Annotated in this window: 18 protein-coding genes; 10 read left to right on the top strand and 8 right to left on the bottom strand. The window is 61.0% G+C overall.

All coding sequences use genetic code 11. The features are described from left to right. Nucleotides 1-112: 112 nt before the first annotated feature. On the top strand, nucleotides 113-2,242 hold the full coding sequence (locus V7Z56_RS14620) for an HD domain-containing phosphohydrolase (RefSeq protein WP_334130272.1): 2,130 nt from the start codon (nucleotides 113-115) through the stop codon (nucleotides 2,240-2,242). A gap of 22 nt (nucleotides 2,243-2,264) precedes the next feature. Here the strand turns inward: V7Z56_RS14620 and V7Z56_RS14615 are convergent, their stop codons facing one another. Continuing rightward, entirely contained in the window at nucleotides 2,265-3,287 is a 1,023-nt protein-coding gene (locus tag V7Z56_RS14615; protein WP_334130271.1) for a hypothetical protein, read from the bottom strand. A gap of 171 nt (nucleotides 3,288-3,458) precedes the next feature. Here V7Z56_RS14615 and V7Z56_RS14610 point away from each other — a divergent pair, with 171 nt between their 5' ends. After that, entirely contained in the window at nucleotides 3,459-4,013 is a 555-nt protein-coding gene (locus V7Z56_RS14610) for a pseudouridine synthase (RefSeq protein WP_334130270.1), read from the top strand. A gap of 21 nt (nucleotides 4,014-4,034) precedes the next feature. On the opposite strand, the gene V7Z56_RS14605 is transcribed toward V7Z56_RS14610, so the two are convergent. After that, nucleotides 4,035-4,856, bottom strand: a complete 822-nt coding sequence (locus V7Z56_RS14605; RefSeq protein WP_334130269.1) for a universal stress protein — start codon at nucleotides 4,854-4,856, stop codon at nucleotides 4,035-4,037. Between the two features lie 194 nt (nucleotides 4,857-5,050). Between V7Z56_RS14605 and V7Z56_RS14600 the strand changes: the two genes are divergently transcribed. Beyond that, complete coding sequence (locus V7Z56_RS14600) at nucleotides 5,051-5,608, top strand: nitroreductase family protein (RefSeq protein ID WP_334130268.1); 558 nt, start codon at nucleotides 5,051-5,053, stop codon at nucleotides 5,606-5,608. Between the two features lie 203 nt (nucleotides 5,609-5,811). Continuing rightward, a complete protein-coding gene (locus tag V7Z56_RS14595) occupies nucleotides 5,812-6,417 on the top strand; it encodes an OmpH family outer membrane protein (protein WP_334130267.1) in 606 nt (201 codons plus the stop codon). Nucleotides 6,418-6,465: 48 nt separating this feature from the next. On the opposite strand, the gene deoA is transcribed toward V7Z56_RS14595, so the two are convergent. Together deoA and V7Z56_RS14585 are read right to left on the bottom strand one after the other, a co-directional pair. Beyond that, complete coding sequence (gene deoA / locus V7Z56_RS14590) at nucleotides 6,466-7,824, bottom strand: thymidine phosphorylase (RefSeq protein WP_334130266.1); 1,359 nt, start codon at nucleotides 7,822-7,824, stop codon at nucleotides 6,466-6,468. Further along, a complete protein-coding gene (locus tag V7Z56_RS14585; protein WP_334130265.1) occupies nucleotides 7,817-8,683 on the bottom strand; it encodes a purine-nucleoside phosphorylase in 867 nt (288 codons plus the stop codon). Before V7Z56_RS14585 ends, deoA begins: the two co-directional genes overlap by 8 nt. Before the next feature lie 287 nt (nucleotides 8,684-8,970). Here V7Z56_RS14585 and lpxC point away from each other — a divergent pair, with 287 nt between their 5' ends. Then, on the top strand, nucleotides 8,971-9,906 hold the full coding sequence (gene lpxC / locus V7Z56_RS14580) for a UDP-3-O-acyl-N-acetylglucosamine deacetylase (protein ID WP_334130264.1): 936 nt from the start codon (nucleotides 8,971-8,973) through the stop codon (nucleotides 9,904-9,906). Between the two features lie 113 nt (nucleotides 9,907-10,019). Here lpxC and V7Z56_RS14575 read toward each other — a convergent pair whose 3' ends face one another. Further along, entirely contained in the window at nucleotides 10,020-10,406 is a 387-nt protein-coding gene (locus tag V7Z56_RS14575; RefSeq protein WP_334130263.1) for a helix-turn-helix domain-containing protein, read from the bottom strand. Between the two features lie 433 nt (nucleotides 10,407-10,839). Here V7Z56_RS14575 and V7Z56_RS14570 point away from each other — a divergent pair, with 433 nt between their 5' ends. Genes V7Z56_RS14570 through ligA form a run of 3 tightly spaced genes read left to right on the top strand, consistent with a single transcriptional unit; the run spans nucleotide 10,840 to nucleotide 15,452 of the window. Continuing rightward, complete coding sequence (locus V7Z56_RS14570) at nucleotides 10,840-11,664, top strand: outer membrane protein assembly factor BamD (RefSeq protein ID WP_334130262.1); 825 nt, start codon at nucleotides 10,840-10,842, stop codon at nucleotides 11,662-11,664. A 12-nt stretch (nucleotides 11,665-11,676) separates the two neighbouring features. Further along, nucleotides 11,677-13,338 carry a DNA repair protein RecN gene (gene recN / locus V7Z56_RS14565; RefSeq protein ID WP_334130260.1) on the top strand — a complete coding sequence of 554 codons (1,662 nt, stop codon included), beginning with the start codon at nucleotides 11,677-11,679 and terminating at the stop codon, nucleotides 13,336-13,338. 2 nt (nucleotides 13,339-13,340) lie between these two features. After that, a complete protein-coding gene (gene ligA, locus V7Z56_RS14560) occupies nucleotides 13,341-15,452 on the top strand; it encodes an NAD-dependent DNA ligase LigA (RefSeq protein ID WP_334130259.1) in 2,112 nt (703 codons plus the stop codon). A gap of 24 nt (nucleotides 15,453-15,476) precedes the next feature. Here the strand turns inward: ligA and V7Z56_RS14555 are convergent, their stop codons facing one another. Beyond that, a complete protein-coding gene (locus V7Z56_RS14555) occupies nucleotides 15,477-17,480 on the bottom strand; it encodes an aminopeptidase P family protein (RefSeq protein WP_334130258.1) in 2,004 nt (667 codons plus the stop codon). A gap of 212 nt (nucleotides 17,481-17,692) precedes the next feature. Between V7Z56_RS14555 and V7Z56_RS14550 the strand changes: the two genes are divergently transcribed. Together V7Z56_RS14550 and V7Z56_RS14545 are read left to right on the top strand one after the other, a co-directional pair. After that, entirely contained in the window at nucleotides 17,693-17,974 is a 282-nt protein-coding gene (locus V7Z56_RS14550) for a hypothetical protein (protein WP_334130257.1), read from the top strand. A 26-nt stretch (nucleotides 17,975-18,000) separates the two neighbouring features. Then, the gene (locus tag V7Z56_RS14545; RefSeq protein WP_334130255.1) at nucleotides 18,001-18,513 is read left to right on the top strand and encodes a DUF1127 domain-containing protein; all 513 of its coding nucleotides are present in this window, start codon (nucleotides 18,001-18,003) and stop codon (nucleotides 18,511-18,513) included. A 73-nt stretch (nucleotides 18,514-18,586) separates the two neighbouring features. On the opposite strand, the gene V7Z56_RS14540 is transcribed toward V7Z56_RS14545, so the two are convergent. Both V7Z56_RS14540 and V7Z56_RS14535 read right to left on the bottom strand, forming a co-directional pair. Beyond that, nucleotides 18,587-19,447, bottom strand: coding sequence for a 50S ribosomal protein L11 methyltransferase (locus V7Z56_RS14540; RefSeq protein WP_334130254.1), 861 nt, complete (start codon nucleotides 19,445-19,447; stop codon nucleotides 18,587-18,589). Further along, nucleotides 19,431-21,728, bottom strand: coding sequence for an ATP-dependent helicase (locus V7Z56_RS14535; protein WP_334130253.1), 2,298 nt, complete (start codon nucleotides 21,726-21,728; stop codon nucleotides 19,431-19,433). Before V7Z56_RS14535 ends, V7Z56_RS14540 begins: the two co-directional genes overlap by 17 nt. Nucleotides 21,729-21,732: the final 4 nt, after the last annotated feature.

The following is a 21,732-nucleotide window of genomic DNA, read 5'->3' as shown; positions in this document are numbered from 1 at the left end:
CTAATGGCATTGCGTTATAACGCATTTTTTGCCTAGTTTGGGGACGGAATTTACCCCTCGTTAAAGAGTTTCGGGGCATTCTGCAGAATTATCAAGGCTGGCGGGGGGACGTATGTCCGATATCGAGACCGGAAAGACGGAGAAGAAGAAGACCTACAGGGCGCTCGGGGTCGGCATTCTGTTGCTTCTGGCCGTCGTGATCGCCGGTATCTGGGCGACCTTCCGCTTTGTCGATGAGCAGCGCGCCCGCGATATCCGCAACTGGGAAATCCGCCTTGGCATCGTTGCCGACAGCCGTGCGGCGAATATCGATGACTGGCTGCGCAAGCAGGAGCAGGCCATCGGCACGCTTGCGACCAACGCCTCGCTCCAGGTCTATCTCACACAGCTCGCCATCGAGGCGGGGGAGAATGGCACCGCCATCAATGAAATCCCGGAAGCGGGATATCTCATCAATCTCCTCAACAATCAGGCCGTCATCAGCGGCTTCTGGGAGCCGGAAGAGCCGCAGATCCGTGCCAATGTGGCGCGGCCGGGGCGGGCCGGGATCGGCCTTACCGACGCCGCCGGGCGCCTGCTGGTCTCAAGCGGCAATATGCCGCCGATGAACCCGACGATCCGCGCGGCGCTGGCAAAGGCGGCGGAAGGGCAGCCCGCCTTCGTTGACATGTATGAGGGGATCAACGGCGATCCGACGATCGGCTTCGTCTGGCCGGTTTTTGCCGTGCAGGACGAAGGCAATGTGAAGGATATTATCGGCTATGTGTTCGGGCTGCGAACGGTTGAGACATCGCTCTTCCCGCTTTTGTTCCAGCCGGGCGATACGTTGCAGACCGCGGAGAATTACCTGGTGCGGAAAGACGGCGCGCTGGTGCAGTATATCTCCCCGCTCGTGGATGGAACCCTGCCGCTGACGCGCAAGCTGAGCGCCAAGGGCGATCTTGCGGCTGCGTTCGTGATGGATAATCCGGGCGACTTCACGCTCGCCTCCAACTATCTCGGCGCGCGGGTGCTGGTGACGGGCCGCGCATTGTCGGCAGCGCCCTGGTATCTCGTGCGCACGGTCACCGAACAGGAGGCACTTGCCGAGACCGATCGGCGCCTTTCCACCATGCTCGGCATTTTCCTGCTGCTGATTTTTGCGGTCACCGGAACCGTGATCGCCGTCTGGCGACATGGCACGTCGATCCGCGCCGCCGAGCTTGCGACGCGCTATAAGGAGACGGCGGACCGGCTGAAGGAGCGGAGCGAGTTTCTGAATATCGTCACCGATCAGCAGCCGACATCCATTGCCGTGTTCGATGCGGAAGATAAATACACCTTCGCCAACAGCGTCGCCGCCGAAGGGCTCGATATCTCGCGCGAAGAAATGATCGGCAAGACCGCGGCGAGCGTTCTCGGCCCCGAGCGGGCGCGGGAAATCACCGAGATGAACAGCCTTGTGCGCAAGGATTATGAACCCCGCTCCATCATCACGCGCGTCAAAGACAGCGCGACCGCGTCCGAGCGCGTCATCAAGGCGGATTTCGTACCGCTTCGCTCCTCGCGGGTCAACAGCAAGGAAGTTCTGACCGTCTTTCAGGATATTTCCGATGTCATGATGGCGCAGGAGCGGCGCGAGGCGGTGCTGCGTAATCTCGTCTCGACGCTGGTCGCCTTTGTCGATCGCCGCGATCCCTATTCGGCGCATCAGTCGCGCCGCGTCGCCAAGGTGGCCGTCGCAATTGCCGGCGAGATGGGCGCATCGGACGAACTGATCCGCACTGTCGATATCGCCGGCAATCTGATGAATATTGGCAAGATACTGGTGCCCGCGGAATTGCTGACGAAAACCGACAATCTTACCCAAGAGGAGATGGAGATCATTCGGAGCAGCCTCGTCGCCGGCGCCGACCTGCTGGAAGAGGTGGAGTTCGACCTGCCGGTTTCCGCGACCCTCCGCCAGCTTCAGGGATATTACGACGCGGGAGAGAACAAGGAGCCGCTCGGCGCCGAAATTGGGGAAGCCGCCCGCATCATCGCGGTTGCCAATGCGTTTGTCGGCATGATCAGCCCGCGCGCCTGGCGAAGCGCTCTCAGCTTCAGCGATGCGGTTAAAATCCTGCTTGATAACGCCGACAAGCGGTTCGATCGCCGGGTCGTCAGCGCCCTCACCAATTACCTTGAGAACCGCGGCGGGCGGGAAAACTGGAAGCATTTCTCCGAACAGCCCGAGACCGACACGCCGCCAAGCGCCCTCTGACGCATTCGCGCGCCGTCGGCTCTTAAAGGCGCGGCGCGGCCTGCAATGCGGCGGGGCCGGTCAGGATGAGTTTCACAACTTCGCTCTGGCGGCTGGTATCGGTCTTGCGGAAAATCTGGCGCAGCTGCGAGCGGACCGTGTGCATGCTGACGCCCCATTCCTCGGCGAGATCGTCGAGCTTGTGCCCGTTGGTGAGGCCAAGCGCCAGTCGCCCTTCCGCCGGCGTGAGTCCGTAAAGACGGCAGATCGCGTCAATGGAAAGCGCGACGGGCTCCGCCGGATCGGAGACAAAGAGCACGGCGCCCTTGCCCGCCATGCCGGTGCCGATCGGCGCGACCATGACATTGAGCGGCTGATCGCTTTCCATGCGGGTCAGGGAAATGGCGAAATCCCCCTCCGCGCGGTTGCTGTCGCCGGGGTTCAGCGTATCGCTCAGAAGTTTCGCAAGCGCGCGGCTTTCGCCCGGCAGTGTCGCCCGGCAGACCCGGTCGGCGCCGACGGTCAGGCCGTCATTTTTCTCAAGAAAGCGCTTCGCCTTGTCATTGAAAAAGAGGATTTTCGCATCCGCCGTCACCAGGATAACGCCGATCGGCAGCCGGTTGAGGACGGCCGTCGCGGAATCGAGCAGCGAGGATGTCTCGGCGGTTCTCGCATGGCCGTGGTGCCGCTGGATGGCATTCAGGATGCTCCGCGTCATGCCGTCGGTGGTGAGCTGGCTTTTGATCAGATAGTCCTGCGCCCCCTGGCGGATGGCGTCGCGCCCGATCGCCTCGTCTTCGTCGGTGAGGACGATAATCGGCGACTGCGGGACTTTCTGCCCGAGCTGCGAGACTGCGGCAAGCCGGCTTTCGCTATTCTCGGTGAGATCGAGGATGATGACGTCGCCCTGACTGGCGCGGCCGGTGTTGATGAAGCTGTCGAGACCCGTCACATGCTCAAAAGAAAAATTCGCATTGGCGGCATTGGAAAGCAGCCAGCCGAGTTGCTGGGCGTCTTCTTCCTTGCGTCCGATAAAGCGAACTGTCGCGGTTGAAATATCTTCCATGGAGATATTATTCCGGTTGGCCTGTCTGACTATTCTGACGGGACTGCCAGAAATTCAACTTGTAGCATGACCAAAATTACCTAAAAATTTGATAACTCAGTCTTAACATGATTTTGACCGGCGGCGAAAACCTGCTGATCGCCCCGCAAATTTACCAGCTAGCCGATATTCATGCCAAGATATATTGCGTTTCACAAGCCATACGGAGTTCTCAGCCAGTTTACCGGGGAGGACGGGCAGCGCACGCTTGCCGAATTTGCGCTTCCGCTCGGCGTCTATGCGGCCGGACGGCTGGATATGGACAGCGAGGGGCTGCTGCTGCTCAGCGATGACGGGCCGTTCATCAAGCGGTTGCTGGACCCCGAAAACGGGCATGAACGGACCTATTGGGCGCAAGTGGAAGGGGAGCCGGCGGACGCCGACCTCAAGCGGCTTTCAAATGGCGTGGTGTTCAGGGGATATCGATCAAGGCCCTGCCGGGCCGAAAAGATCATTCCCCAGCCCGATGTGCCGCCGCGCGAGCCGCCGATCCGGTTTCGCAAATCCATTCCGACCTGCTGGATCCGCCTCACCCTGACGGAGGGGAAGAACCGGCAGGTCCGCCGCATGACGGCGGCCGCAGGCTTTCCGACGCTGCGGCTGATCCGTCAGGCAATAGGCCGGCTCAGTCTTGGTGATCTCCCGCCCGGTATGTGGCGGGAGGTTCAGAAGAGCGATATTTTCTGACCCCGCTGCGAACGTGCAGGATCAATGCGCGAACAGCGTCGGCGCGGTCATATGGGCCAGCACGGTCCGCGTCGCGCCGCCGAGGATCATCTCGCGGATGCGGCTGCGTCCATAGGCGCCCATGACCAGCATATCGCAGCTGTAATCGACGAGCGCGCCGAGCATCGCATCGCCGACATCGATGTCCGGCCAGTAGCCCGACTTGAATTCCGCCTTCACGCCATGCCGCGCGAGATGGCTGAGAATTTGTCGGGTCTCGAAATTTTCATCCTCGGTGGAGTTGACCTGGAGCAGCGTGACCATGTCCGCCTTTTCGAGGAAGGGCATGGCTTCGTGGATCGCCCGCGAGGATTCGCGGCTGTTGTTCCAGCCGACAAGAATGCGTTTGCCGAAGGTCTCCTGCCGCATATTCGGAATGACGAGGACCGGGCGCGGCGAACTGACAACGATTTCCTCGGCGATATGGCGCAGCTGCCCGCCGCTGTCGGTGTCCGGATCGCTCCGCCCGAGGACAACGATATCGGCGGCGAGCGCATGATTGTTGAGGAGATCGGGCGCGTAGCCTTCCTCGATAAAAACCTCGACCGAACAGCCGACCTTGGCGGCGAGTTCTTCAAGCCGGGCCTTTGCGGCGCTGGACTTTTCCGCTTCCAGCTGCCGGGAGCGTTCGATCATCTCCGGCGGGACATATCCCATGTAGGAAGCCGGAATGATTGTCCGCGCGCTGGTGTAGAGGGCCGACACATGCGCCCCGTTCTCAACGGCAAGCCCGAGCGCTGCATCGATGGCGCCGTTATTGTGCGAATCATCATTCAAATGTAGCAGAATGGTTTTTATGGACATGCTGGTTCCTCCGTTTCAGCGCTATGGTGGGAGTATATTCCAAGGTAGCGTGATCAGCCGCATTGATTTCAGACAAATTATGACATTGACGCGGTTTGGGTTATATACTCTGTATCCTGAGTGATTCTAGGGACGGAATGTGGCGAGAACAAAGCACGCCGCCCTCGTCTGAAGATGAAGGACATGTCGTTTCAATGGATGCCATCGAAGCCCTTGTAACCCGCAAATCATCGGCGCGGCTGATCGCGCCGGCGCCGAATGCCGAGGAGATGAAGGTGATCATGCAGGCTGCCGTCCGGGCGCCCGATCATGGCCGCTTGCGTCCATGGCGCTTCCTGATCGTCGAAGGAGATGCCCGCGAGAAGCTCGGCGGCATTTTCCGCGAGGCGCTGCACCGGCGTGATCCGGACGCCCGCGAAGACCTGCTCGAGAAAGAGCGTCTTAAACCGCTGCGGGCGCCGATGCTGATCATCGTGATCGCGAAGGTGACCGAGAGCCCCAAAATTCCGCCGATCGAGCAGTATTTTTCCGCCGCCGCCGCGGCGCAGAACATCCTTCTCGCCTTGCATGCGCTTGGCTATGGGGGCATGTGGCGTTCCGGCGCGCCCTGTTTCGATCCGCATGTGAAGGACGCGCTTGGCGTTGAAGGCGATGATATGATCGTCGGATTTCTTTATGTCGGAACCGCAGACCGTGCGGCCGCGCTGCTGCCGGAAACGACGGCGGATTACGTCGAGATCTGGAACGGCTAACCCTTGCGGCTGCGCGCAAGATGGGCAAAAAAGAAAAGATGGGCGCGATGATTGGGGGCCACTTCACCCTTTTGCCATTTTTCGGAAGTATCCCGGAAGCGAGACTGGCGGGGTGAGGGGATATGACAAATCTGGATTTCTCAATCCGGTGATGTTATGTAGCTCATAGAGGCTCGCGCAAATTCCAGGTTCCGGAGACAAACTTGATAAATAAGATTCAGTATCTGCTCGTTGGATTGGTCGTGACGGCAGGCGCCTCGATGCTTTCCTTGCCGGGATTATCCGTTGCCGCGGCGCAGTCGGAGTTGCCGGAGGCTGTCGTCGCGGTCGTCGATATCAATCACATCCTGCAGGAATCGGAACCGTCGAAAAAGGCCGAAGCGGACGTCAAGGCACTCCTCAAGAAGAAAATTGATGAGCTGAACAAGGAGGGAGAGGCTCTCCTTGCGGAAAAAGAAAAACTCGACAAGCAGCGCGCCGTGATCTCGCCGGAGGCGTATCAGCAGAAGCTGAACGAGCTGAACCAGAAGCGGCAGGGCCTGCAGCGCGACTTCCAGCTCATCAATGGCAAGATGAATGAAGTTCTTGTCGGTATTCGTCTCAATTTCCGTGACATGATCGTCCATATCGCGGCGGAAGTCAGCAAGGAGCGCGGCGTCAATATCGGCATTGATCGGGAGCGGACGGTGTTCTTCAATCCGGCGATGAATATTACCGATGAAGTCATGGCCCGCTTCAATAAAGCCAATCCGAAGGTCGAGATCAAGATCGAGGAAACGCAAGGCGCGGCGCCGGCCAAGAAGAACTGATCCCCGCGCTGTCCCGGGTCGCGATTTTCTCCTCTCGCGGAGGGGAGACTACTCGCCGCGTTTAAGGCTCTCGGCCGTCACCCGTCCGCGGACAGGCGGCAGGATTTCCGGCGGATCATCCCAAATCTGAATGGCTTTCAGCAGCCGCGCCTCGGCTCGCTCCGCGGCGGCTTCGCTCTGCGCATGGATCGTCGCGATGGGCGCGCGAGGGCTCGTCCGCATGCCAAGCCCTGCGATATTGGTGAGGCCGACAGCGGGATCGATAATATCCTTCGCGTGCCGCCGCCCGCCGCCAAGCTCCATCACCGCGATGCCGAATTCCCGTACATTCATGCCGCCGATGAAACCGCGCCGCGGCGCAATCACGTCCCGGCGCACAGGGGCGAGCGGGAGGTGCGCCGCGACATTCGTCATCAGATCGGGCGGACCGCCCAGCGCGACGACCATCTGCGCGAAGCGTTCCGCGGCGGTGCCGCTTGCAAGCGCGCCTTTCACCGCGTGAACCGCCGTCACCTCGTCGGCGAGGCCGCCGATAACGAGCATTTCCGCCGCGAGCGCGATCACCACGTCGAAAAGACGCGGATTGACGTTGCGACCCATCAGAAAGTCAATGGCCTCGCGCACCTCGGTCGCATTGCCCGCCGTATGACCCAGCACCTGATCCATATCGGTAAGGAGCGCGCGGGTCGGAAGCCCTGCGGCCTCGGCGACCGTGACGATGCTGCGGGCAAGCTCCTCCGCCTCGGCCGGCTCCGCTTTCAGTGCGCCTGAGCCAACCTTGACATCCATGACGAGCGCATCGAGCCCGGCAGCGAGTTTCTTGGCGAGAATGGATGCGGTGATCAGCGGGATGGAGCCGACGGTTGCCGTCACGTCGCGGATTGCATAGAAGCGCCCGTCGGCCGGAGCAAGGTCATCGCTCTGGCCGACAATCGCGCAGCCGACATGCCGCACGACCTTCATGAAATGCTCCATCTCGGGGCGCGTCGTGTAGCCGGGGATGCTGGCAAGCTTGTCAATCGTCCCGCCGGTATGGCCAAGGCCGCGCCCCGCAATCATCGGAACGGCGCCGCCGCAGGCCGCGACCAGCGGCGCGAGGATGAGGCTCACCTTATCGCCGACGCCGCCGGTTGAATGCTTGTCAATAACCGGGCGGGAGAGATCGGCGTCGCGCCAGTCGATGACGCGGCCCGAGCGCATCATCGCGCGCGTCAGTGTGAGCCGCTCCTCCATATCCATGCCCTGAAAATAGATCGCCATGGCAAAGGCAGCAACTTGGTCATCGCCGATGCTCCGGTCGGTCAGGCCGCGCACCATATACTCGATCTCGGCCGTCTCCAGCCGGTGGCCGTCGCGCTTTTTGCGGATGATCTCCTGCGGGAAGAAGCGCCCGTTGGTGTCAGTCATTGCGCCCCTCGCTGTTGCGGATATGGGCTTTCAGCAGTTCGCGTTTCAGCGTCTCCAGAAAGACAATCAGCAGCCGCTCGAGATCTTCGGCGGCAAGTTTCGCCTGCTTCAGCGTCAACTCGTGGCTGAGCGGGATTTTGCTCGTCCCGGCAACGGCATTGGTGATGCTGGAAATGGCAAGGACGCGCAGGCCCGCATGCCGGGCGACGAGGACTTCCGGGGTCGTCGACATGCCGATGGCATCCGCGCCGAGCAACCGAAAGGCGCGAATCTCGGCCGGTGTTTCGAAATTCGGGCCAAGGTAATGGAGATAAACGCCCTCATGAAGCGTGATCCCGAGCTCTTTTGCGACCGCCGCCAGATGCTGTCGGAGGATCGGGTCATAGGCATCCTCCATCGAGAAGAAGCGCGGCCCGAACTCCCCCTCATTGGGACCGACCAGCGGATTCAGCCCCGAGAGATTGATATGATCGCGGATCATCATCAGGCTGCCGGGTTTCATTTTGCTGCGAAAGCTGCCGGCGGCATTGGTCAGCAGCAGGATATCGACGCCGAGCAGGCGCAGCATGCGGATGGGAACGGCGAGATCGCGGGGGGCAACGCCCTCGTAATAATGGCTGCGGCCCTGCATGCAGGCAACCGCCATGCCACCGAGGCGTCCGAGAATAAGCCGGCCGGCGTGGCCCTCAACCGTGGCGCGCGGAAAACCCGGAATGTCGCGATAGTCAATGGCCGCAATGCTCTCGATCTTGTCGGCGAGCGTGCCAAGGCCCGAGCCGAGAACCAGGCCGACACGCGGCAAAAAGCCGGGTGCAATCTCTTTTACATAGTCGGCCGCATGGTGCGGATTTGATGTCATCTTTTCCCCTGTCTGCTGATGGCATGAACTCAGGTCGTGCAACGCATTGCAGTATAGGTAAGAGTTTTTCGCCGCCAAGTACGGATTTTTACGCTTCGCCGGGGCGGTCATAACGATTATTTATCAGCCCGCCAGAGCGGAATTGACCGGATCGCTGCCAGAGGCGCCGCGGTACGGCTGATTTTTGGAAATAATTGGTAACAATGTTTGAATTGTATGTGCAAAGGCACTTGCATACATTCAGCTTACGAAATTAGTAAAAAGTTTATCAACAGAAGTGGCGAAAAATGTTTGTTCCTCAGAAGACATTGCGTAACAGCATCAGCTGCACCGGCGTCGGCCTTCATGGCGGGCAGACGGTCAATATGAAGCTGGTTCCCGCACCGGTGAATAGCGGCATTGTTTTCAGACGGACCGATGTCGATCCGGCGATTGCCGATATCCCGGCCCGCTATGACGGCGCTGCCGACCTTGTGATGTGCACGACGCTCCGCAACGAGGCCGGCGTGAAGGTGGCGACTGTCGAACATCTGTTGGCCGCGCTGTCCGGCTCTGGTATCGACAATCTCGTGATCGAGCTTGACGGGCCGGAAGTCCCGGTAATGGACGGCTCGGCAGCGCCTTTCGTGTTTCTGATCGAGTGTGCCGATGTCGTCGAGCAGGAGGCACCGCGCCGCTATATCAAGGTTTTGAAGGAAATCGAGGTTGCCGACGGCGCCGCGCGGGCGGTTCTTTCGCCGGCGGACAATATTTCCATCGCCTTCGATATCGACTTCGATAATCCGCGGATCGGCAAGCAGAACTGCAGCTACAACCTGCGCAACGGCACCTTCAAGAAGGAAATCTCGCGCGCCCGGACATTCGGCTTTCTCAGCGATTTCGAGCAGCTCAAGAAGCTTGGGCTCGCCAAGGGCGGCTCGCTTGAGAACGCCATTGTCCTCAGCGGCTCCGATATCCTGAATGAAGAGGGCCTGCGCTATGATGACGAGTTCGTGCGGCACAAGGCGCTTGATGCGATCGGCGATCTTTATCTCGCCGGCGCGCCGATCATTGGCGAATTTTACGGCTTCCGCTCGGGCCATGCGCTGAATAACAAGCTGCTTCACGCCTTCCTCGCGGACACCAGCGCCTGGTGCTATACGACCGAAGCGCCGCTCCGCAGCGGCAATGTCGGCGGCGCAAGCTGGCCAGCCCAGAAGGCGGCCGCGCCTGCGCGGGACTAACGCAGAAAATTTGTCTACAATCTGACGCTGATTTTACGATCAGCGATAAAAAATACAACAGGCGCGGAAGAGTTTCCGCGCCTGTTCTGTGTGTGAAATATCGTCAGGTGGAATTATGCCGACTTGCGGCGGCGCTCCTTGCCGGCGAGGCTCTTGATCAGGCCGCTGACGGCAGAGCGGACAGCCGGCTCGTCGATTTCGCTGTAATTGCGCACCAGCTCGATCGTCGAGCGGTTTTTGCCGCCATGCTCAAGCGGGATGCTGGCGGTTGACGGCTCGAGATTTTCAAAGAAATAGGCGACGTCGACTTCAAGCCGCTTCGCTATTTCATATAATCTTCCGGCACTTACCCGGTTTGCGCCGGTTTCATATTTCTGAACCTGCTGATAGGAAATATCGAGTGCTTTCGCCAGATGTTCCTGTGTCAGACCCATCATCGTGCGTCTCTCGCGGATCCGCTCACCGACGTGGTCGTCGACTCTCTTCGCGACTTTGCCCATTGTAACTTGGTACCTTTCTTAGAACGTAAATTATTTTTAGTTGTTTTATTGAAAAGGGTGTTGCCGACAGCTCGAGATAACGAGGTACTGTCTTTGGAGAAAATCGAGCAGTGCCTTCACCCTTATAGGTAATATATCACACGGGGGTAGAAAAACGAAGCAGCTAAATTCTAACGTTAATTAGATAAATTATTTTTATCACCCCTAATGATGGCTCGCGTGTGTCCGGCGCGCATGAAAGTTATTGGCGCGAGTATTCGAGAGTTTTTCCCATGCGGCGGAGAAGAAAGCGCGAGGGTCCTTTCCCTCTATCCCTGCACGCCCTAAATCACTGCGGATCAAGAAAACCAAATCGAAAACTTCCCCTCCCATCATTGATTGGATAAAATGCCGCCGCTTCTGTATAAAAGGGTCATTGGCCGAGAGGAACAAGGTGTTTCACCAGATAATTTTTAACCGCGTAAGGGGGTTTGCTGCCCTTGCACTCATACTGCTGCTGGCGGCCTGCGGGACGACGGAGCCGGACGCCTATGTAGAGCGGCCGGTCGAGGAGTTGTATAATCAGGCGCTCGCCGATCTCAATGCCGAGAATTACGGTGCGGCCGCGCGTGGTTTCGATGAGGTGGAGCGTCAGCATCCTTATTCCGTATGGTCGACCAAGGCGCAGCTGATGTCCGCTTTCGCCTACTACCAGAGTAACGAGTATGACCAGGCCATTCTCGCTGCGGAGCGCTTCATCGACCTGCATCCGGGCAACAAGGATGTGGCCTATGCCTATTATCTGGTGGCGATATCCTATTACGAGCAAATCACCGGCGTGGAGCGGGATCAGAAAGTGACCCGTCAGGCGCTCGATGCGCTGCAAAATCTCGTCCGCCGCTTTCCCAATACCGAGTATGCACAGGATGCCCGGCTGAAAATCGACCTGACGCGGGACCATCTCGCGGGGAAGGAAATGGCGATCGGCCGCTATTACCTGAAGCAGCAGCATATCGTCGGCGCCATCAACCGCTTCCGCACCGTGGTTGAGGAATATCAGACGACCACCCATGTGCCCGAAGCGCTGCATCGCCTGACCGAGGCCTATCTGATTCTCGGGATCAATGATGAAGCGCAGACGGCGGCGGCCGTCCTCGGCTACAACTTCCCGGGCAGCGACTGGTATGAGGATTCCTACGCCCTTCTTGACAAGAATTATCTGCGGCCGGAAGTCCATGAAGATTCGTGGATCGTGAAGGCGTGGAAAGCTGTCTTTTAGCCGCGCCGGGATATGCTCGAGAAACTCTCCATCCGCAATATCGTTCTGATCGACAGGCTCGATCTTGCCTTCGATAACGGGCTGTGCGTCCTGACCGGAGAGACAGGGGCGGGGAAATCCATTCTCCTTGACAGTCTTGCGCTCGCGCTCGGCGCGCGCGCCGATGTGGGGCTTGTCCGCGCCGGCGCGGAGCAGGGCATCGTCACCGCGGAATTCAGCCTTCCAGCGGATCATGCCGTGTTTGATCTGCTCGGCGAGATCGAGGTCGAGCGCGGCGAGCCGCTCATTCTTCGCCGCACCCTCGGCGCGGATGGCCGGAGCCGCGCCAGCATCAATGATCAGCCGGTCAGCGCCGCGCTGATGCGAAGCGTCGGGGAAATGCTGGTGGAGATCCACGGCCAGAACGCCGAGCGCGGACTGCTCGATGCGCGCGGCCATCGCCTGCTGCTCGATCAGTATGGCGATCTCGAACGCGATGTTGCCGCTGTCGGCCGGCTGTATGGTGAGATGCAGGCCGCAAACGAGGCCCTTGAAGCACGGCTTCGCGAGATCGAGAAGGCGCGCGTCGATGAGGAGTATCTCCGTCACGTCGTCGAGGAGTTGAACGACCTTGCGCCGGTGGAAGGCGAGGAGGAAGCGCTCGCCATCGAGCGCTCCGAGCTTATGCATGCCGAGAAAATCGCCGAAGCGCTGCGGGATGCAGAAAAGGCGCTCAGCGACAATGGCGGCGTCGAGAACCGCATCCGGACGGCAACACGGGCGATCGAGCGGGTGATCGAGAAGGCCTCGGGGCGGCTCGATTCGGTGCTGGAAGGGCTCGAGCGTGCGGCGATTGAAATGGCCGAAGCGCAGCTGAGCATCAATTCCGTTGCAAGCGATCTGGATATGGACCCGGCCGGGCTCGAGCGGATCGAGGAGCGGTTGTTCGCGCTCCGGGCCGCCGCGCGCAAACATAAATGCGATGTTGGGGCCCTGCCGCGGCTGCTTGAAGAGTTCACGGCGCGCCTTCGCAGCCTCGAAGAAGGGAGCCGCGAGATTTCGGCGCTGCGTCTTCGGGCGGAAGAAGCGCGCGAGATGTATGCCAAGGCGGCTATGGCGCTTGGGGATCGCCGCCGCAAAACGGCCGCCGAGATGGACGCCGCGGTCATGAAGGAGCTTGGCCCGCTTCGCCTCGGATCGGCCCGTTTTATCACTGAAGTCGTCGATCTGCCGGAAGAGAACTGGGGCCCGGCAGGCATGAACCGTGTCGCCTTTCTGGTCGCGACAAATCCCGGCAGCAACGCGGGGCCGCTGATCAAGATCGCCTCGGGCGGGGAGCTGTCGCGCTTCATGCTGGCGCTCAAGGTCGTGCTCGCGCAGGCCGGCTCTGCGCCGACGCTGGTGTTTGACGAGGTGGACCGCGGTGTCGGCGGGGCGACGGCCGACGCGGTTGGGGAGCGGCTGCGGGGGCTTGCCGGCAAGCTGCAACTGCTGGTGATCACCCATTCACCGCAAGTGGCCGCGGCCGGCGAGGCACATTGGAATATCACCAAGACGGAAACACCGGACGGGGCCGTGACATCTGTCGAGCGGCTCTCGCCTCACGCGCGTAAAGAAGAGATCGCGCGGATGCTGTCGGGCGCCAGCGTGACAGAGGAAGCGCGCGCCGCGGCCCGCAGTCTTATCAAGGGATAATTATGACGGATCTTGCGAAACTGACGGCGAGTGAAGCGAAGGCCGAACATGAGCGGCTCGCGGCCGCCATCCGCGCGCATGATGAAGCCTATTATGCGGAGGATGCACCGGTCATTTCGGATGCCGAGTATGACGCGCTCCGGCGCGATCTTCTTGCCATCGAGGCGCGCTTTCCCGAGCTTGTCACGCCCGACAGCCCGTCGCAGCAGGTTGGCATCGCGCCGGCCAAGGGCTTTGGCAAGGTCCGTCACCGGGTGCCGATGCTCTCGCTCGACAACGCGTTTGACAATGACGAGCTGCGCGAGTTTGAAGGCCGGGTGCGCCGGTTTCTGGGTCTCGGGCCGGATGAGGAAGTTGCCTTCTTCGCCGAGCCGAAGATCGACGGCCTGTCCGCCAACCTTCGCTACGAGAAGGGAAAATTCGTGCAGGGCGCGACGCGCGGCGACGGGCAGGAGGGGGAGGACATTACCGCGAACCTGCGGGGCGTCATCGACCTGCCGATGACCATCCGAAAAAGCGCGCCGCCGCCGCCCGACATCTTTGAAATCCGCGGCGAAGTCTATATGCAGAAATCCGACTTCCTTGCGCTGAATGCGGCGCAGGCGGAAAGCAGCGGCAAGATCTTCGCCAATCCGCGCAATGCCGCCGCCGGGAGCCTGCGCCAGCTTGACGCCGCAATCACCGCGTCGCGAAAGCTCCGTTTCTTCGCCTACGCCTGGGGGGAGGCGCCGTCGCTTCCCGGCAGGACGCAAGCGGAAGTGCTTGCCGCCTTCAGCGACTGGGGCTTCACGGTCAATCCGATCTCGCGCGTCTGTGTGAATATGGAGGAGGCGATCGATGCCTACCGCAAGATCGAGGAGCTTCGCGCCAGCCTCGATTATGATATCGACGGCGTCGTGTTCAAGGTCAATCGGCTCGACTGGCAGGAGCGTCTCGGCTTCGTGAGCCGCAGTCCGCGCTGGGCCATCGCGCATAAATTCCCCGCCAAACAGGCGAGTACGGTGATCGAGGATATCGAGATACAGGTCGGCCGCACCGGCGCGCTGACGCCGGTTGCGCGACTTCGCCCCGTCACCGTCGGCGGCGTCGTCGTCTCCAACGCGACGCTGCATAATGAAGATGAAATCATTCGCAAAGATATCCGCATCGGCGATACCGTGATCATCCAGCGCGCCGGCGATGTCATCCCGCAGGTCGTCGCCATCATCCCTGAAAAGCGCCCGAAAGACAGCAAGCCTTACGTCTTTCCCGATCACTGCCCGGTCTGCGGCAGCCATGCAACGAAGGAGATAAACGAGGCGACGGGCAAGCAGGATGCGGTGCGGCGCTGCACCGGCGGCCTTATCTGCCGCGCGCAGGCAGTGGAGCGGCTGAAGCATTTCGTCTCGCGCAATGCCTTTGATATCGAGGGGCTCGGCGCCAAGCTGATCGATGCCTTTTATGAGGATGGGCTGATCCGCTCGCCTGCCGATATCTTCACGCTGGAGGCGCGCGATACTGCGCCTGGCAACCTGACACGGATCAAGAACCGTGAAGGGTTCGGCGAGAAGGCGACGCAGAATCTCTTTGATGCGATCAACAGCCGGCGGGAAATTCCGCTCGATCGTTTCATCTATGCCCTCGGCATACGCCACATCGGTCAGGGCAATGCCCGGCTGCTGGCGCGCAATTACCTCAGCTTCGCCGCCCTGCGCCGCGCGCTCTCGGCGACGGATCAGGACGCGGCGGCGGCGGCTTATGCGGATCTGCTCACCATCAGCGGCATCGGCGCGGCGGTTGCCGATGCGACGGTCGAGTTTTTCCGTGAGGAACTCAACCAGAAAATGCTCGATGAGCTGCTTGCCGAAATCACCGTCACGGATTTCGATCCGCCGGCGACGGAAAGCAGCATCTCCGGCAAGACGGTCGTCTTTACCGGTACGCTCGAGATCATGACCCGGCAGGAGATGAAGGCGAAGGCCGAAGGTCTCGGCGCCAAGGTCAGCGGCTCCATCTCCGCGAAAACCGACTATCTGGTGGCCGGCGCAAACGCCGGATCGAAGCTCAAGAAAGCGAGCGAACTCGGCGTCACCGTGCTCAGCGAGCAGGAATGGCTTGATCTGATCGGCGGTTGACGGGGCGAAAGCGCGCGGGCGTCATCAGAGCGGGGCGGTTGCCTGCTCCAGCCAGCGCTGCGCCTTGCCCTCAACAAGCGGCGAGATCTTCTCGCGCACGGTCGCATGATAGCCGTTCAGCCAGGCAATTTCCGTATCGCTCATCAGCCCGGGCTCGACAAGGGTGCGGTCGATCGGGGCGAAGGTGAGCGTCTCGAAGCCGTAAACAACCCGCTCTGCCCCCGCCGGCGGCGTTATCTCGGTGACGACAACGAGATTTTCAATGCGTATGCCATAGGCGTCGGTCTTGTAATATCCCGGCTCGTTGGACAGAATCATGCCCGGTTGCAGCGCGACGGGGCTCGGCATTTTGGAGATCCGCTGCGGCCCCTCATGGACGCTGAGATAGCTGCCGACGCCGTGCCCTGTGCCGTGATCGAAATCGAGCCCGGCCGCCCAGAGAGGCGCGCGCGCGAGGGTGTCGAGCTGGCTGCCGGTCGTGCCCTTTGGAAAGACCGCCCGGGCGAGCGCGATATGCCCTTTCAGGACCAGCGTGAAGCGCGCGCGCATTTCCGGGCTTGGCGTGCCGATGGCGACGGTGCGGGTGATGTCGGTCGTCCCGTCGAGATACTGCGCGCCGCTGTCGACAAGATAGAGCGTTCCGGGCTCGAGCTTGCGGTTGGTCGCGGGCGTCGCGCGGTAGTGGACAATTGCGCCGTTCGGCCCCGCCCCGGAAATAGTATTGAAGCTGAGATCGCGGAAATGCTCCCCGCTCTCGCGAAAGGCGCGAAGCCGGGCCTCTGCCGCGAGCTCGTCAATGTCGCCCGATGCGGCGGTCTCGTAAAGCCAGTGGAGAAAATTCACCATCGCCGCACCGTCGCGGATATGCGCCCGCCTCATGCCCTCCACCTCAACCGCATTCTTGGTCGCCTTGGGGAGCAGGCAGGGGTCTTCCGCCCGAACGATCACCGCTCCGCCCTCAATGAGGCGATCCACGATGAACTGGCTCGTGACCGTCGGGTCAATCTGCACCGTTCTGCCTTTAAGGCTGGTGAGCGTCGCCTCGAATTCCGACGGCGGGTGGATGCGCACCCTATTGCCGAGATGCTCGTGCAGGCCCGGCGCAAACTTCCTCGCCTCCATGAAGAGATCAACGCTGGCATCGCGGTGCAGGATGGCGAAGCCGAGCGCGAAAGGCGTGCAGGGAAGATCGGCGCCGCGAATATTCAAAAGCCAGGCGACGACATCGGGGAGTGTGTGGACCGTCGCATCGACATTGCTCTGCCCGAGCCGCGCGGCAATGCGCTCGCGCTTGCTGGCCGAGCTTTCCCCCGCAAACGTTTCGCCATGCGGCTGGACAAGCGCAAGCGGCAGAGGCGGGCGGTTCTCCCATACCCGGTCGATGGGGTTCTCCGCAACCGGCTTCAGCGTCACTTCGAGACTGGCGGCGAGCTGTTTCAGGGCGTTCATCGCATTTTCCGTATGCAGCCACGGATCGACGCCCAGCGTGTCGCCCGGTTTCATCATGGCTTTGAGCCAGGCGCCTATCGGCTCCTCGGTCACATGGCGGGGGGTGAACAGGCTGGTATCGACTTCCCCGCGCACCTGCAGCGTATAGCGGCCATCGACAAAAATCGCCGCCGTTTCTTTCAGGACGATCGCAAAGCCTGCCGAGCCCGTGAAACCGGTCAGCCATTTGAGGCGTTCCGCGGCGGCCGGCGCCGCTTCGCCGTGAAATTCGTCATTGAGGGGCACGATAAAGCCATCCAGTCCGCTCCGCTCCATTTCCGCGCGAAGCGCCTGCAGCCGCGCGCCCGTCGCGGATCGCTGCAGGACGGCAGACTGGATTTCCCGGCGGAGCGTATCCCTGACGCCCAGAATTTTGCCGCGCGTTTCACCGCTCATGTCGGGGAAGAAACGGTCAAGCAGCAGGTCCTCATCGGCGCGCGGCGGCGCGGCAGCGGCGGCCGTCAGAATTTCGGCGGCATCATCCACGCGCATGTCGCGCGAGAGGAGCGGAGCAAGGGAAGACAGCAGAGCGGTTTTCATCGCGGGGATCCTTAATGAACTAGCCTATTGATATCACAGGCGTCTGTATCTGAATATGGCGCTTTTTTGTCATGCAGGCAATCTGAGCTATGCGTTTTATGCAATGCACCACTTCGATCTTTGCGGGCGAAAACCGGTTGTAAGCTATTGTTTTTTAATGGATGCAGTGCAATATATTCGGTATCGAGAATGTTTTGCAGGAAAACGGTGAAATGCTGGCTGGTAACGAACGTTTAGGAGATGCGCTGCTGCTCCCGATTGGCCCGGTAGCGAAATCGCGCGATACGCTTGAAACGCTGCGTCGCTCCTTCGGCCCGTCGGCGCTGATGCGCTCACTGCGCGATTACGTCCGCCCTGCGAGCGAACAGGAAGCGATTGTCATCGATCTGGGCTTTGGGCCGGTCGACCAAGCGCTTCGCTATGAAGATAGAATTCTCTCCGCCGCCGTCAATGAGAATGGCGTCGCGTCGAGACAGGAAAATTACGAACGCTAATCTTTTGCTGTGAAAGGAGCAGTAAGATGAAAAAATATGGCACCGAAGAATTGGGCAAGCTCGCAACGACGACGCCCGTTAACAACAATATCGCAGATATGGATATCGTGACGCTGATCAAGAAGGCGCAGGCAAGCAGGAACTATCACATGAACAAGTGGATCTCGGACGTAATCAAGGGCTTCAAAGCGAAGCGGGACCTCAAGGCTGCAAAGGAAGCTCTGCATGGCATGAGCGACCGCGAACTGCGCGACATCGGCCTCACCCGCGGTGAGATCGATCAGGCTGTCGAAGGCAACGTCGCGGCGGCCCCGGTCAAGACCGAAGGCTTCTGGGCACGGATCGCCCGCCGGTTTATCGAGGCTCAGCAGGCACGCGCCGCCTACATCCAGCTCAGCGCAATGAACGCGCGCGAACTGGCCGACATCGGCCTGACCCGTAGCGAAATCGAAGCTGCCGTCACTGGCAAGCTGCAACTGCGCGCCAACGACAACCTCGTCGAAGCTGCTCATCTGAACGGTCACCGCAAAGCGAGCTGACTGTTCAACGCCGCCTCGCTCCTCCCTCCCTCCCTGTACGGAGCGGGGCGGCCATACTTCTCCTTTCGTATCGCTATCGGTGCAGGACCAGCGTCGTCCAGTCACCGATAGCGTATCGGCATTTCAGCTTCAGGCCCTGCTGTAAATAGGCCCGTCTCACCATCGTCTCCTGCGTCCCGAGCAGCCCGGAAAGGATAAGCACCCCCCGCTGATCGAGCGCGCGCGCGATATCGGGCGCCATTTTCACGAGCGGCCAGGCGAGAATATTCGCCACAATCAGATCATAGGGCGCCTTCTCCCGCAGCAGCCGATGCTCAAGTCCCGGCGCGACGATATATGTCAGTAGCGGGGCGAGGCGATTGCGCGCTGCATTCGCCCGCGTCACGTCAATCGCGATGGGATCGATATCGCTTGCGGTAACCGGAACGCGCCATGCCTTGGCAATGGCGAGCGCAAGGACGCCCGAGCCGCAGCCGAGATCGAGCGGGCGGGTGAAATGCCGTGACTTGTGCAGATCATCGAGTGCGGTCAGGCAGCCGAAGGTGGTCTCATGCAGCCCCGTGCCGAACGCCGCACCGGCATCGATCAGCAGGTTATGGCGCGAGGCGGCCGGGTGCGGTGCATCATGCGAGCCGTGAATATAAAATCTGCCGGCATCGACGGGCGGCAGCATCTTCTGACTTTCACTGACCCAATCCTTCGGCGCGAGCGGGGCAAGAGTGAAGTCCGCTCCCCCCGGCAGGCGTTGCAGCATGTCAGCGGTCGGCTCGTCCTCAAACAGGATATCGAGCTGCCAGAGCGAGCCGTCGGGCACGGCCTCTTCGGTCGAGACCGTCAACGCCTCGTCTTCAAAAAGATCGGCGATCCGGTCCGCCTGATCGAGCGGCAGGGTAAGGGTGAGCTGCCACAGGGACGGGTCAGGCTGCTTCGACAAAATTTTCCATCACTTTCTTGATTCCGGCCTTGTCAAAGGCGATTTCGAGCTTCGGACCGTCTTTGCGAACAATCCGGCCATAGCCGAATTTCTGATGAAAGATCCGGCTGCCGATGGCGAAGGCGGGGTTTCCGCCGGCAGAGGCGGCGCTCTCGCGCGGCTTTGTGCTGTTGTCGATCAGCCGCTCATTGGCGCGGGCACGCCGCTCGAGCAGGTCGGCAAGGGTTTTGTTGCCGCCGCTGCCGCTGCTCCAGCCGGGCGCAAAGCTGCTCTGCTCGCGCGAGCGGCTGGTGCTGTAAAGCCCCTGCTCGGACAGATCGGCGATATGCGCACGCGGCAGCTCGTCGATGAAGCGGCTCGGGATCGAGGATTGCCACTGGCCGTGAATGCGCCGGTTGCTCGCGTGGCTGATGAAGCAGCGCGTCCGTGCGCGGGTGATGCCGACATAGGCGAGGCGGCGCTCTTCCTCCAGCGCCTTGACGCCGTTCTCCTCGAGCGCGCGCTGATGCGGAAACAGCCCTTCCTCCCAGCCGGGAAGAAAGACAATGTCATATTCCAGCCCCTTGGCGGCGTGCAGGGTCATCAGGCTGACCATATCACCGCTCGTGTCGGCATTATTTTCCATCACCAGGGAGACATGCTCAAGAAACTGGCCGAGGCTTTCATATTCGGCAAGCGCCGGGATCATTTCCTTGAGGTTTTCCCGCTTGCCTTCGGCTTCCGGCGACTTGTCCTGCCGCCACATGTCCATATAGCCGCTCTCCTCCAGTACCGTCTCGACGAGATCGGCGGGGGAGATGACATCCTGCTGCGCGCGCCAGCTATCGAAACTCTCCATCAGATCGGCGAGGCTTTTAAGCGCCCGGCCTTTGAACAGGCCCTGCTCTACGGCGAAATCGGCGGCGCGCGAGAGGGAAAGCCCGGCGCCGCGGCCGATCTCGCGGAGCTTTTCAAGCGCCGCTTCGCCAAGGCCGCGCTTGGGCAGATTGTAGATCCGCTCAAAGGCGAGATCGTCATCGGGCTGGTGGATCACGCGGAGGTAGGCGAGGACGTCGCGGATTTCCCGCCGCTCATAGAAGCGCAGGCCCCCGATGACCCGGTATTTGATGCCGAGGCTGAGGAAACATTCTTCAAAATCGCGGGTCTGGAAGCTGGCGCGCACCAGAATGGCGATATCCTTGAGGCTCGTCCCCTTATGCTCCAGCGCCTCGATTTCATCGGCGACCCAGCGTGCCTCGCTCTGCCCGTCCCAGTGGCTTTTGAGAACAACAGGCTCGCCTGGATTATCTTCGGTGAACAGGGTCTTACCAAGGCGTCCCTCGTTGCGGGCGATCAGGCCGGAGGCGGCGCCGAGAATATGCGCGGTGGAGCGGTAGTTGCGCTCAAGGCGGATGACGCGGGCGCCGGGGAAATCATCCTCGAACTTCAGGATATTGCCAACCTCCGCGCCGCGCCAGCCATAGATCGACTGGTCATCATCGCCAACGCAGCAGATGTTGCGATGCCGCTGCGCGAGCAGGCGGAGCAGCAGATACTGTGCGACGTTGGTGTCCTGATACTCATCAACGAGGATATATTTGAAGCGCTCCTGATAGAGCGCGAGGATCTCCGGATGCTGGCGGAACAGCGTCAGGACATGCAGCAGCAGGTCGCCAAAGTCGCATGCATTCTGCTCCGTGAGCCGGGTCTGGTAGCGCGCATAAAATGCCGCAGCCTTGCCATCGGCGAATTCGCTGCCGGGCGCACCGGTCACCTGATCGGGGCGCAGGCCCTTGTCCTTCCAGCGGTCGATGACGCCGGCGAGACCGCGCGGCGGCCAGCGCTTCGGATCGACGCCACCCTCGCTCATGATCTGCTTCAGCAGGCGGAGCTGATCGTCGGTGTCCAGAATGGTGAAATTCCGCGCGAGCCCGAGAAGATCTGCGTGACGGCGGAGGAGCCAGACGCCGATCGCGTGAAAGGTGCCGAGCTTGATCTCGCTCGCGATCGGGCCGACGAGGGCGGCGGTACGCTCCTGCATCTCGGCCGCGGCCTTATTTGTAAAGGTGACGGCGAGTATCTCCCACGGGCGCACAGGGCGGAGGTTCAGGATATGCGCAAGGCGCGAGACCAGCACCCGCGTCTTGCCGGTGCCTGCGCCTGCGAGCACGAGAACGGGCCCGTCGAGCGCCTCCACCGCGGCCCGCTGCCCCTCGTTCAGGGCGTCAAGATAGGTGAAATCGTGATCGCGCGCCGGCGTGGCGCCCGGATTGAAATTGCCAATGTCAAAGCTGTCCGTCATGGCT

The sequence above is a fragment of the Sneathiella sp. genome (genome assembly GCF_036844445.1).
In the GTDB taxonomy this organism is placed as follows: Bacteria; Pseudomonadota; Alphaproteobacteria; order Sneathiellales; family Sneathiellaceae; genus Sneathiella.
This window is presented reverse-complemented; position numbering and strand designations above follow the sequence as displayed.

Excerpts from the sequence above, each read along its gene's own strand:
- ligA (WP_334130259.1), top strand. The coding sequence starts at position 13,341 with ATGACGGATCTTGCGAAACTGACGGCGAGTGAAGCGAAGGCCGAACAT.
- V7Z56_RS14575 (WP_334130263.1), bottom strand. The coding sequence starts at position 10,406 with ATGGGCAAAGTCGCGAAGAGAGTCGACGACCACGTCGGTGAGCGGATC.
- deoA (WP_334130266.1), bottom strand. The coding sequence starts at position 7,824 with ATGACTGACACCAACGGGCGCTTCTTCCCGCAGGAGATCATCCGCAAA.
- lpxC (WP_334130264.1), top strand. The coding sequence starts at position 8,971 with ATGTTTGTTCCTCAGAAGACATTGCGTAACAGCATCAGCTGCACCGGC.
- V7Z56_RS14615 (WP_334130271.1), bottom strand. The coding sequence starts at position 3,287 with ATGGAAGATATTTCAACCGCGACAGTTCGCTTTATCGGACGCAAGGAA.
- V7Z56_RS14550 (WP_334130257.1), top strand. The coding sequence starts at position 17,693 with ATGCTGGCTGGTAACGAACGTTTAGGAGATGCGCTGCTGCTCCCGATT.
- V7Z56_RS14535 (WP_334130253.1), bottom strand. The coding sequence starts at position 21,728 with ATGACGGACAGCTTTGACATTGGCAATTTCAATCCGGGCGCCACGCCG.
- V7Z56_RS14585 (WP_334130265.1), bottom strand. The coding sequence starts at position 8,683 with ATGACATCAAATCCGCACCATGCGGCCGACTATGTAAAAGAGATTGCA.
- V7Z56_RS14555 (WP_334130258.1), bottom strand. The coding sequence starts at position 17,480 with ATGAAAACCGCTCTGCTGTCTTCCCTTGCTCCGCTCCTCTCGCGCGAC.
- V7Z56_RS14600 (WP_334130268.1), top strand. The coding sequence starts at position 5,051 with ATGGATGCCATCGAAGCCCTTGTAACCCGCAAATCATCGGCGCGGCTG.
- V7Z56_RS14605 (WP_334130269.1), bottom strand. The coding sequence starts at position 4,856 with ATGTCCATAAAAACCATTCTGCTACATTTGAATGATGATTCGCACAAT.
- recN (WP_334130260.1), top strand. The coding sequence starts at position 11,677 with ATGCTCGAGAAACTCTCCATCCGCAATATCGTTCTGATCGACAGGCTC.
- V7Z56_RS14610 (WP_334130270.1), top strand. The coding sequence starts at position 3,459 with ATGCCAAGATATATTGCGTTTCACAAGCCATACGGAGTTCTCAGCCAG.
- V7Z56_RS14620 (WP_334130272.1), top strand. The coding sequence starts at position 113 with ATGTCCGATATCGAGACCGGAAAGACGGAGAAGAAGAAGACCTACAGG.
- V7Z56_RS14545 (WP_334130255.1), top strand. The coding sequence starts at position 18,001 with ATGAAAAAATATGGCACCGAAGAATTGGGCAAGCTCGCAACGACGACG.